The organism is Adhaeribacter swui (assembly GCF_014217805.1).
GTDB lineage: Bacteria > Bacteroidota > Bacteroidia > Cytophagales > Hymenobacteraceae > Adhaeribacter > Adhaeribacter swui.
On sequence record NZ_CP055156.1, the window covers coordinates 4,370,018 to 4,382,697 of the forward strand.

Here is a 12,680-nt window from a genome sequence, read left to right on the forward strand (position 1 = left end):
GCGAGTTTTTAGCGTCTTGACTTTTTTGGTTCTTTTTGTGTCAAGACAAAAAGAACAAGAAGCGAGCAATGAAACAACTTCAATCAACAATCAAAGCGAGAACAGTAGCTATGCGAACAAGAATCATCTTTGTGAATAGCAAGTCACGGAAGTAACTTCCGCGCCATAGTGAACATTATGAATAGACTACAGGAAATAATCTGCAGAAGATACAGTAAATACAATGAATTAAAACGAAGCCTTGCTTGTTATATTATCATGAAGCAAAAGGAATAAGCCTAAAATCTAAATAAAAAGCTTACCTTTGCCCCGGAATTTTGGAATCAGCGTACGGATTTATCTTCATTTAAATTTTTGTCGTTCGATTTGTTGCATTAAAACCCGTCTCATTTTTGCCTTCATAAATGATAAATACCGGTTCCGATGCAAGCCTGCTGATGCCAGATTGCGTAAAACCTATTTTTTAAAAAATTTAATTCATGAACAAATTAAGATTTGACGAGCTTCCGCTCTCGCCGGAAATGCAACGTGCTATTGCCGACATGGGCTTTGAAGAAGCATCACCTATACAAACCGAAGCAATTCCGGTATTGATGCAAGGCCAGGATGTAATTGGCCAGGCGCAAACCGGAACCGGTAAAACCGCCGCTTTTGCCATTCCGACCATCGAGAGCATCGATGAGCAGGATAAAAGCGTGCAGGCACTTATCTTGTGCCCAACCCGGGAACTGGCTATCCAGGTTTCCGAAGAAGTAAATAAATTAATCAAATACAAGCGTAATATCAGCACGGTGCCGATATATGGTGGTCAGGCGTACGACCGGCAATTACGGGCTTTAAAGCAAGGCGTGCAGATAGTAATTGGTACCCCGGGACGGGTAATGGACCACATTGAGCGCGGTACGTTGCAACTGGATAAAGTTAAAAAAATTATTCTGGACGAAGCCGACGAAATGCTGGACATGGGTTTCCGGGAGGATATTGAGTTTGTTTTAAGTAAAATCCCCGAAGACCGCCAGACCATTTTCTTTTCGGCTACCATGAGTAAGCCCATAATGGAGCTTACCAAAAAATACCAGACTAATCCGCAGTTGGTGAAAGTAGTACACCAGACTTTAACGGTAACCAACATTGAGCAGGTTTACTACGAAGTGCGTAACAACATGAAAATGGATGTGTTATCGCGCGTGGTAGATATGTACAATTTAAAATCGATCATTGTGTTTTGTAATACCAAACGCATGGTAGATGAACTGGTGGCTAACCTGCAAGCCCGCGGTTACTTTGCCGATGGTTTACACGGCGACATGAACCAGACGCAGCGGACCAACGTAATGGCCAAATTTAAAAATGGTACCTTGGAAATTCTGGTAGCTACCGATGTAGCCGCCCGGGGTATCGACGTAGAAGATTTGGAAGCCGTGTTTAACTACGACTTACCGCAAGACGAAGAAGCGTATGTACACCGCATTGGCCGGACCGGTCGGGCTGGTAAATCCGGACGGGCGTTTTCGTTTGTATCGGGCCGCGATATTTACAAATTAAAAGATATCATGCGTTTTACTAACGCGAAAATTAAGCTGGCCAGCGTACCAAGCTACGAAGATGTAGCCGAAGTAAAAACCACTTTGTTTTTAAGCCAGGTAAAAGAAGTTATTCAAAAAGGAAATTTAACCAAGCACATTGCCCGCGTAGAGCGTTTACTCGCCGAAGATTTTACTTCGCTGGAAATTGCTGCCGCCCTCATGAAAATGAGCATGCGCGAAGAAAAAGCCAAAGAAGTGTCGAAAGAACTCGATGGCCCGCGCGAAGGCATGAGCCGCTTGTTTGTAACGATTGGCAAAAAAGACCGCGTTAACCCGAAAGATATCGTGGATATAATTTCGGATAACACCAGCTTACCGGCCAGCAAAGTAGGCGACATTAGCTTATACGATAAATTTTCTTTCGTTGAAATCCCGAAAGAATATACCTCGGAAGTAGTTGATAAATTAGGCCGTACCACCATGCTGGGCAAGCCGGTATCTTTTGAGAAGGCGCAAAAGAAAACCGCTGGTTCCGGTGAAGATCGTGGCGATAAAGGCAGTGACCGGGGTGGTGATCGCGAAAGAGGTAGAGGTGATCGTGGAGGCTATTCCGAAAGAGGTGGTAGCCGGGGAGGATTCTCCGACCGTTCGGATCGGGGTGGATTTGGGTCTCGCTTTGGCGGTGGTAACTTCGATAAAAAGAAAAAACGCAGTAATTACTAAACCTTCGGGTTTTATACGCGTATAAAAAACCAATACAAGCGGATAAAATAATTTTTTAGATGCTAAAAAAGGCTTCACCCAGACGGGGTGAAGCCTTTTTGTTTTTAGGGGTAATTCTTAAATAATCGATTCAATGGATAACTTTTTAATCAGTGATTTAAGAAAAACCAATTTTTTAAATTTAGGAATCTAGCTAATGTTGTTTGATGCGGATTAAAAAGTGTAGATAACAATTTCCGTAGATGTTGCTATTCGGGTTTTATAAGTGCTCCGCTTAAGTAAATTGCTGCAGCCATTCTTTAGCGGCTTTATCGTCGGTAAAGCTTTTCATGGGAATGGGTGGTGGTTTTAAAGCAAACAGAATATTCATGATAAAACGAGATAAACCTGGCTTGGAAACCATGGCCATAGCCGAATAAATGGTAGGCAGTTGCTCCGTCGAAAATTTTCGGGTTTCTTTATCCGGTACGGGCGAGTTAGATAAGTAAATCAACAAAGGCATTCGGGTGTTGTTGGTAATCTGCTTTACCAAGGCTACATTACCGGTAATGTTAGCAACAGTCCGTCGCGGGCTTTTAGATAACGAAACCAATATCCCATCGTCGAACCAATAAGTGGCAATTTCTCCTTCAAAAATTTGCTTGTCAATAGGTACTTGCATAGGCGCAAAGTAGCAATCTAAATTTTAAAAATTTAAAATTTTTCTAAAACCAAAAATTGCCGTGGGCATTAGCTGAATATAAAAGAAACTTATTTTCTGTTTATCAGGCAATAAACCTTAATAAACCTTAATCTCCGTGAATAATTTGTAAGTGCTGCACCTCGCGGCTCGTAATTAATTTTACCAGATAAATTCCGTTGGGGGATTGGCTTAAATCATAAATTTGAGTAACGGGTTCGCCCGGTAAAGCAAGCCCCTGCCGCGGTTCGCTGATGGATGTACCGTGTAAATCGTAAACTTCTAAAGTGTATTCCTGCTCTTCGGCGAAGGTAAACCGCAGCGTGGTATTTTCTTGAAAGGGGTTAGGATAATTAGTAAGTTCCACCACAGAAGCTGGATCCGTATCAGAAGCATAAATATCCCAGGGTTCTTCTTCACCGAGTTCTTCTTCCGGGTAAACGTAACTGGAATCGGAGTTATTGGCGCTAGCCGATGTACGGGTTAGTTTGAAGCTAATGGCCAAAGGAGTACCAGCTGTTCCGCTGCCTGATGCCAAAGTATACGGCGTAGCTTTTAAGTTATATTGGCCCACCTTTAAAGCAATGGGTTTAAAATCGCCGGCATCATCTCCGAACAAAGCATATGGAGCAGCCGTTTCGGATTTATTAATAGTGTAGGCGCCACTCAGCGCATACACTAAACTGCCCACTTTACCAGGGTTGGTATTAGCACGAATATTAAAATTTTTGGTGGGGAACGTACTTAAGTTAATTACGGATCCATCCGTAATGGTCATGATCTCGGTATCGGTATCCGCGTTCATTAAAGTATAGCTAGTTACCTGCTGAGTGGTAGTGTTACTGCTATTAACCGTTACAACTACCTGATCGGCTAAACTGCTAGCGTTTTTATTATCCGTAACCATCAGGCTAAAGGTGTAGGTTCCGGCAATCAGGTTGGTAACCGTTGGTTTGGCTATTTCTTTGCTGTTAAATGTGGCGGTATTGGGGCCGCTTAGCTGCGACCACTGGTATTTGGTGATGCTGCCATCCGGGTCTGAGCCGGAACCGTTTAAAGTGAGGGAGTTTTTGGGTAGGGTAAGGGTAGTATTTGCCCCCGCCTCGGCCACGGGTATTTTGTTGCCGGATCCTTGATTTATTACCTGAAAATTAATCTTATAAGTAAGGCCCGGCTGACTATTAAGGGTAGGAATTGCCTCTAACGTGTAATTGCCCGGAACAAAATTCCAGTTATAATAATCATTACCAGAGGCGCCAAATACAATGTACGGAGCGCTGGTTTCATTGCGCTCCAGGCTTTGGGTACCGCTAAGCCGGAATACCAGGCTAACCGCATTGGTACGGGTATTGGCTCTGATGTTCAAGTTAGTGGTGGGTAAAGTAGCTAAATTTAGAACTGCGTTATTGGCCAATGTTTGAATATCGCTGTCCTTGTCTGCATTTAATAAAGTAAAACTTTCTACTAATTGCTCAGGCGTAGGGTCTTCGGGAACGTCCGGCTCATCTGGTTCGTCTTGACTTCCTGATTTCAAAGAAAGAAGCCAGTAATCCGATTCACCCCGGTTTGGGGCATTTTTATCATTGTCGGAGCCGGAGTTAGAGGTGCCGCTGGCAAAGAAATTGCCGTTGCTGGTGGTATGGAGAGCCTGCAGGTTATCGTACCTTTCGCCGCCGTAGGTTTTTTCCCATTGTTTGCTGCCAGAAGCGTTAATTTTTAAAATCCAGAAATCGGCGTCTCCTTTTAAAGCACTGGTTTTGTTGCCACTCGCCGGCGATTTAGAAGTGCCTCCCACTAAAAAGCTGCTGTTAGAAGTTTGCGTTATAGCTTGTAGGTAATCGTTGTTATTTCCGCCGTAAGTTTTGTCCCATTGTTTGTTTCCGGAAGCATCGGTTTTAATGAGCCAAAAATCGTTTAAACCATAAGAGTTTGTTGATTTTTCGCTGCCAGCCTGGCTGTTGGAATTGCCGGCCAGTAATAAGCCACCATCGGAAGTAACCAGGCAGGCTTTCAGGGTTTCTTCCTGGCTGCCGCCGTAAGTTTTATCCCATTGCTTGTTTCCGGAAGCATCAATTTTTAATACCCAATAATCGCTGTAGGCCGTACCGCTTTCTGATTTATCGCCCCCTTTAGAAGAATAAGAAGATCCGGCTAAAATAAAACCATTATTGCGGGTAGGTACTATGGTTTGTAAATAATCGTAATTGCTGCCGCCAAAAGTTTTATCCCACAATTTCGTGCCTGCCGCATTGATTTTTACCACCCAGTAATCTTGTTCGCCCCGGTTGCTGGTAGTTTTGTTGTATGGGGCGCGTCCGCTAGCCGGCGAATTAGACGAGCCAGCAAGCAGGTAGCCACCATCGCTGGTGGGGCAAATAGAGCGCAGATGGTCGTTGCCCGTGCCCCCAAAACTTTTATCCCATTGTTTATCGCCGGACGCGTTTATTTTCACAATCCAGTAGTCGTACTGGCTGGAGGCCGAAACCGATTTATCGCCGCTCACCGGCGAATTAGAGGTGCCGGCTAATATAAACCCGCCATCCGGGGTTTGAAGCGCAGTCTGCAAAAAATCATTGCCGGAGCCGCCAAAAGTTTTATCCCAGTTTTTATTGCCATTTTCATCGGTTTTAACTACCCAAAAATCCTGAATTCCCTTGCTGTTACTGGATTTAGAGCCACCGCCATTAGAGTCGGAAGCGCCCGCCAGTAAAACACCACCATCTTTACAAGTTATACTGGTTAGTAAAATATCAGAACTACTGCCGCCAAAAGTTTTATCCCAGGCTTTCTGAAAACCCTGACCCAATACCGGGTGGTTTAAAAGAGCACAAAGCAGTAACGAAAAAAATACTTGCGTAAATTTTCTGGGCATACAATAATAGTTTAGATAGATTAACTGTTCGGGTAAAGGCTGAGAAAAGAAGCGTAAATACTAGCAAAGTGAAATAACTAACCCTATGAGCTACAGTGGTTAAATTGTACCGTTTAAAAATAAGTTGCATGGGCGTGTACTTGAACTTATCTGGGTTTAGTTTTTTATGTTTTAAGTAATAAAATCAGGTAAATACCAGGTTTATAATTTTAAATTTTAAAAAATTTAAAATTACGCCGGTACACATATGTAATTAATTATAAATAGGGGAATAGTATATACCTATCACCCTTTTACAAATTGTTGCACAAAGAGCTGCTATTAACTCCTTATTATAAAATTTTAAAGTAAATGTTGGATAAAGTTTTGGTTTGTTGCGGTACAAATAAAAGTATAATTGTAAGATATACAAGTATTTTATTTTAAAATTTATCTATGCTGAGAATAAACAACCTAAAAATTCAATTTTCAGGTTATCACAGCAGTATGTAATAAATCTAAGTTGTTTTGGGTTGGTTATTTTAAAATTTAAGTTGAATGTAGGATAAAATAAAGAAGAGCTGCCTTGGGTTTAAAGCGTATACTCGCTTTTTTAAAGCAAAAAATTTTAATTATTAAAGATAGTTTAAATGGCAAGGGTAGATAGTGTATTTAAATTATTTAATATTTTATATATTTAATTTTGAGAACTTCTACAAATTTAGAAGTTTCTGACTCCAGTTTTGTAGGTTTAATTTTCTGTGACAGGAGAGGTGTTGGTAATCGATTTAATATAATACTAGGCCATAATAGCGTAAAGGCAATTCAATAAAGAATAACCCTGTTGATAATTATATCTAGTGAAAGGGAATTTTGCATTCTGCTGCCAGATTCCTTAACTTACAAACTGCATTAAAAAAGACAGCGGTATTTTTCTTTCAAGCATTTAGGCCATGAAATTTTTTAAAATTTTGCTGATTCCCATAGTGGCTTTAATAGTCGGCTGGATTTCGAGGCATTGGTTTCGCTCGGAAGAACCCGTTGACTTTAATACGGATATTCGGCCTATTTTAAATACCAAATGTATCTCGTGCCACGGAGGCGTTAAAGAAAGTGCCGGTTTTAGTTTATTTTCCCGGGAAGATGCTTTGCGCAAAACCAAATCGGGCAAGCCGGCCATTATACCGGGCAACGCTGCAGACAGTGAACTTATCAGGCGCTTATTATCCGAGGACGAGGACGAGCGCATGCCGTACCACGCTGCGCCGTTAAGCAACCCGGAAATTGCCAAAATGAAGCAATGGATTAACCAGGGGGCACCCTGGGCTGATCATTGGGCTTATGTAAAACCAGAAAAAAAAGCGCTGCCGCCCGCTACCAACTGGTCCGATCATCCCGTGGACCGGTTTATCCAGGCGCGTTGGCAAGCCGATACCTTGCAGCCCAGCAGTCCCGCCGACAAAGCAACTTTACTGCGCCGCCTGAGTTTGGATTTAATTGGCTTACCACCTACATCCGCCGAAATGCAGGCGTTTTTGGCGGATAAATCACCCAAAACTTACGAAAAACAAGTAGACCGCTTACTAGCTTCGCCGCATTTTGGGGAACGTTGGGCCAGCATGTGGCTCGACCTGGCCCGCTACTCCGATACCAAAGGCTACGAAAAAGACGATTACCGCAACATCTGGGGTTTCCGGGATTACGTGATCCGCTCGTTTAACCAAGACAAGCCCTTCGATCAGTTTACCCTGGAACAACTCGCCGGCGATTTGTTGCCGGAACCTACCGAAGAACAAATTATTGCTACCGCCTACCACCGCAATACCGCCAACAACGACGAAGGCGGCACCGACGACGAAGAATTCCGGACTACAGCCGTATTGGACCGGGTAAGCAATACCTGGGAAGTGTGGCAGGGTACTACCATGGCGTGCGTGCAATGCCACAGCCATCCGTATGATCCGATTAGGCACCAGGAGTTCTACGAATCGATGGCTTTTTTTAATAATACCCGCGACGAAGATGTGCCCGGCGAATACCCGAACTTAAATAAATACCAGCCCGAAGCCGAGTTAAAAATTAAACAGGTAAAAGCCTGGTTGCACCAACAATTACCTGCTCCGGAAGCAGCGGCTGGCAGCAAAACTATTGAACATCTGTTGCAGTTTACCGAACCTAAAATCCATCCGCATGCCTTTGATCAATTAACCAACGCGGCTTTATCCGATGGCAAATACCTGGGCGGCGGGCACGCGGGGTATGCCCGTTTAAAAAACGTGAACTTAACGGGTAAAGCAAATTTGCTGCTCAGTATTCGGTCGAACCAAAAAGAAGGTACTTTGGAAATCCGGCAAGATAAACTGGATGGGGAAGTAATTGGCGTATACCAGAACAAAAAAACAATTGGCCGGGGAAACCAGCGCGTTTTAGTTAAACTAAAACCAGGCACCGGTATACACGATTTGTATTTTGTTTTTAAAAATGCGGCCCAGCCGAACCCCCAGGATTACGTGTGCCAGTTAGAATACGTGTTGTTTCTGGAAGATTTGCCCGGTAGCTCTAAACCCGGCTACCTCGAAAATGAACAAACTTTGCTGGCTCTACTCAATGCTGAAATGGAGCAAATACCCGTTATGCGCGAAAACCCCTCGGAGCTTAGCCGGAAAAATTGGGTATTTGTGCGCGGTAATTGGTTAACCAAAGGCCCAGAGGTGCAGCCTAACACGCCGCGGTTTTTGCCAGATTTTAAAAATTTTAAAAAAAACCGGTTAGGCCTGGCGCAATGGCTGGTTAGTCCGGAAAACCCCTTAACCGCCCGGGTTACGGTAAACCGGTTTTGGGAACAACTCTTTGGAACGGGTTTGGTAGAAAGTCTGGAAGATTTTGGCTCGCAGGGTAGTAAACCGTCGCACCCGGAGTTACTCGATTGGCTGGCCATCCATTTTCAGCGGGAACAAAACTGGCAAATTAAAAAATTGCTGCGCTTGTTGGTTCTTTCTAAAACTTACCAGCAAAGCTCCCGCGTAAATGCCCGTTTGCTGGCCAAAGATCCGGCCAATCGTTTGCTGGCCCGGGGGCCGCGCGTGCGGTTATCGGCCGAGCAAATCCGGGACCAGGCGTTGGCAACCGGCAGCTTGCTGAGTTCTAAAATGTACGGCGCAAGCGTAATGCCACCTCAACCACCCGGCGTATGGCAGGTTGTATACAGTGGCATGCAGTGGGAAACCAGCGAGGGGGAAGATGCTTACCGGCGTGCTCTGTACACCTTCTGGCGGCGTTCGAGTCCGTACCCGTCTTTATTAACTTTTGATGCCGCCGGCCGCGAAGTGTGTGTATCCCGGCGCATCCGGACCAACACGCCATTACAAGCTTTAGTTACTTTAAACGATACGGTATATTTAACGGCTGCCCGCGGTTTAGCCCAGCAAATGCAAAATATGAGTGCGACGCCCCAAAATCAAATTAAAGCAGGATACTACCGGGCTTTGTTTAAACAACCTAATTTTGCCACCTTACATGTATTAACGCGCTTATACCAGCAAAGCGAGCAGCATTTTACCCAAAAAACCCAGGAGCTACAAAAGTTTTTACCAGCTATCGATCATCAATTAAAAAATGCTCCGCAGTTGGCTGCCTTAACGGTTGTGGCGAATGCTATCATGAACCTGGATGAATTTATCACCAAAGAGTAACAACAGAACTAGAGAAATACTTAACTAAGCTTTAGACAGGAAAAAAGAACTTAAAGGAGCAACCGTTAAGTTTTAAAAATTGAAAAATTTAAAAACGATGGCGGCGCAAGGTCGAGATAAACAATAGATCAGTAAATTAAGAGGAACCGGTTACCTAAACTATAATCGCATGAATTTATTGGAAGAAGCTATTTTCCGGCAGAATGAATACTTTACCCGGCGGCATTTTTTAAAGCAATGCACCACGGGTTTAGGCGCGATGGCTCTGTCTTCGTTGCTGGGCTGTTCGGGTCGCGGTAAATCCCTGGAACCCGAAAATGCCAGCTCTATTCTCCGGGATTTAAATCAGCCTTTTGCGCCTTTACCGCCGCATTTTGCACCCAAAGCCAAGTCGGTTATTTTTCTGCATATGGCAGGGGCACCGTCGCAGTTAGAGTTATTTGATTATAAACCGGAGTTGCACCAGTTAAACGGCAAGGATTGCCCGCCTTCGTTGCTGGAAGGTAAAAAGTTTGCTTTTATTAAAGGAGTTCCTAAAATGTTGGGCCCGCAGGCTAAATTTCAACAACACGGCCAATCCGGGGCTTGGGTGTCGGAGCACTTACCGCATTTTTCTAAAATGGTGGATGAGGTTTCGTTTCTCAAAGCCATGCACACCGATCAGTTTAATCATGCGCCGGCTCAGTTGCTCATGCAAACCGGTAATGCCCGCCTGGGCCGGCCCAGCATGGGCGCCTGGGTAACCTACGGTTTAGGTTCCGAAAACGAAAACTTACCGGGTTTTATGGTTTTGCTGTCGGGTGGCAAAGCGCCCGATGCGGGTAAAGCTGGTTTTGGCAGCGGATTTTTACCAACCGTTTACCAGGGTGTAGAATGCCGGCAAAAAGGCGAGCCCGTGTTGTACGTATCCGATCCGGAGGGCATGGGCCGCAATTTGCGCCAGCAATCCATCTCGGCCATCAACGAAATCAATAAACTGCACTACGAAGAAATGCAGGATCCCGAAATAATATCGCGCATTGCCCAGTATGAGATGGCGTTTAAAATGCAGGTGTCCGTGCCCAATGTTATGGATATTTCGCGGGAGCCAGCCAGCGTACACCAAATGTACGGCACCTCGCCCGGGCAGGCTTCTTTCGCCAATAATTGTTTGCTGGCCCGGCGCCTGGTAGAGCGGGGCGTGCGCTTTGTGCAATTGTTTGATTGGGGCTGGGATTCGCATGGCAATGACCCCATGAATGCCCTGGATAAAGGATTTGGTAATTTGTGCCGCAACATCGATCAGCCGGTGTCCGCTTTGTTGCAGGATTTAAAAATGCGGGGTTTGTTAGAAGAAACCTTGGTAATTTGGGGAGCTGAGTTTGGCCGCACGCCCATGCAGGAAAACCGCGAAGGCAAAGAAATGGCCTTTAAAGGGCGCGACCACCACACCGAAGCCTTTACCGTTTGGCTGGCCGGCGGAGGCATAAAACAAGGCTATACCCACGGCGAAACCGATGAAATAGGCTACTACGGCATTAGCGGCCGTACCGATATTTTTGATTTGCAAGCCACCATTTTGCACCAACTGGGCATGGATCACGAAAAATTAACCTATGCTTTTCAGGGAAGAAATTTTAGGCTAACCGATGTGCACGGCAAAGTAATTACCCCCATAATAGCTTAATTTTTAAGAATTTTGTTTTGCAGCGATATAGTTGTAACCGCCAATTATAAGAGAAGTAAAGCAAGCTTTAAATTAGACTTCTGTGACGTAGTTTATCTGCTTTTCCCTTTTTATAAGCAATAACGAAACAGTAAAAATTTTTAAAATATTAGGTTAATCTGCTAGCCAAACTATTCAAACATTTTTTAAAAAATTTAAAAAATGGAAATCAAAAAATTAAATCACGATGATGTTGAGCGCTTTATTCAGTTGATTTTGGTTTTTGAAGAAGTCTTTGAAATGCAAAATTTTGTTATGCCCCCGCCGCAACATTTGTCGGCACTTCTGTCTAAACCAGATTTTATAGTGTTTGTGGCCGAAGAAGAAGATAAAGTAATTGCAGGATTAACCGCATACACGCTAACGCAGTATTATTCCGAAAAACCGTTGGCTTACATTTACGATTTGGCGGTGCTTACCAAATATCAAAGGCAGGGAATTGGTAAAAAATTAATCGCGGCAATTAACGCTTACTGCCAGCAAAACAATTACCAGGAAGTTTTTGTACAGGCCGATGTAGTGGATGATTATGCATTGGATTTTTACCGGGGAACCCACCCAACCAACGAAGAAGATGTCATCCACTTTTATTATTCTTTGGGGTAGGCGCAGTCTTAAACTAAACGAAAATTAACCAATATTTATGGGCATCAGTAGCCATTATGGATTATAGAATAGCGTCGGTATTTTCGTCGAAATTCCTCTTGCTCCGTAAGCTACTTTATGAATAACCAGCCTCCGCGCATTTTAACCTTACAACTGGAAGAGTCCGGTTTTAGTTATTTCAACGATTTAAGGAAAAAGCATTTTCCGGCGCAAATTAACTATTTAGATGCGCATGTTACCTTGTTCCATCATTTGCCGGCGGAGTCTGAAATTTTACAGGTTTTAGAAACGCTAACTTCCCAACAGCCCCATATAACCCTGCAGGTAACCAGCATTTTTAAACTTGGCAGGGGCATAGCCTTTAAACTGGAAAGCAAGGCTTTAATGCAAATTCAGGCTCAACTAAAGCAGCAGTGGTATAATTGGTTAACCCCCCAGGACCGCCAGGGCTTTCGGCCCCATGTAACTGTGCAGAATAAAGTTACTCCCGCTGAAGCCCAGGCTTTATACGATAAATTAATAGCCACCTTTAACAGCTTTACTGTTCAGGGCGTAGGTTTAAGTTTGTGGGAGTATTTAGGCGGCCCCTGGCAAAAAATAAAAGACTATCCTTTCTCCAGTACCCTTTAAAAATCCTTCATTCGGTTTCACTTAAATAAGTTTTACACCAACCCAAAATTCAGGAGCGCTTTTAAACCGGAAGTAACAATAGAAACTAAAATTTAAATTTTTTAAATTAAATAAAGCCAGGTTGCAACAGTTGGTCGCTGCTTAACATGAATCTTTTTAGTATTCTAAAATCGAATAATATAAGATACCATCCAGAAGCGAGTAGTATTTTGTGGAGCTATCTTGTTATGGTGGTGGTTACAACCTCAAAGGCGAAGGTTGCCTCTGG

The 12,680-nt window shown here is 43.8% G+C and carries 7 protein-coding genes; 5 read left to right on the forward strand and 2 right to left on the reverse strand.

Annotated features, from left to right (window positions below):
• Positions 1-479: 479 nt before the first annotated feature.
• A complete protein-coding gene (locus HUW51_RS18345) occupies positions 480-2,249 on the forward strand; it encodes a DEAD/DEAH box helicase (RefSeq protein ID WP_185271085.1) in 1,770 nt (589 codons plus the stop codon).
• Between the two features lie 274 nt (positions 2,250-2,523).
• Here HUW51_RS18345 and HUW51_RS18350 read toward each other — a convergent pair whose 3' ends face one another.
• Entirely contained in the window at positions 2,524-2,910 is a 387-nt protein-coding gene (locus HUW51_RS18350) for a DUF7793 family protein (protein WP_185271087.1), read from the reverse strand.
• 127 nt (positions 2,911-3,037) lie between these two features.
• Positions 3,038-5,800 carry a T9SS type A sorting domain-containing protein gene (locus HUW51_RS18355; protein ID WP_185271089.1) on the reverse strand — a complete coding sequence of 921 codons (2,763 nt, stop codon included), beginning with the start codon at positions 5,798-5,800 and terminating at the stop codon, positions 3,038-3,040.
• A 932-nt stretch (positions 5,801-6,732) separates the two neighbouring features.
• Between HUW51_RS18355 and HUW51_RS18360 the strand changes: the two genes are divergently transcribed.
• From HUW51_RS18360 to HUW51_RS18375, 4 genes are all read left to right on the forward strand, one after another.
• Positions 6,733-9,471: a DUF1553 domain-containing protein gene (locus tag HUW51_RS18360; protein ID WP_185271091.1), complete on the forward strand. Its 2,739-nt coding sequence runs from the start codon at positions 6,733-6,735 to the stop codon at positions 9,469-9,471.
• Positions 9,472-9,640: 169 nt separating this feature from the next.
• The gene (locus HUW51_RS18365; RefSeq protein ID WP_185271093.1) at positions 9,641-11,137 is read left to right on the forward strand and encodes a DUF1501 domain-containing protein; all 1,497 of its coding nucleotides are present in this window, start codon (positions 9,641-9,643) and stop codon (positions 11,135-11,137) included.
• A gap of 201 nt (positions 11,138-11,338) precedes the next feature.
• Entirely contained in the window at positions 11,339-11,782 is a 444-nt protein-coding gene (locus HUW51_RS18370) for a GNAT family N-acetyltransferase (protein WP_185271094.1), read from the forward strand.
• A 117-nt stretch (positions 11,783-11,899) separates the two neighbouring features.
• Positions 11,900-12,412 carry a 2'-5' RNA ligase family protein gene (locus HUW51_RS18375; protein WP_185271095.1) on the forward strand — a complete coding sequence of 171 codons (513 nt, stop codon included), beginning with the start codon at positions 11,900-11,902 and terminating at the stop codon, positions 12,410-12,412.
• Positions 12,413-12,680 lie beyond the last annotated feature (268 nt).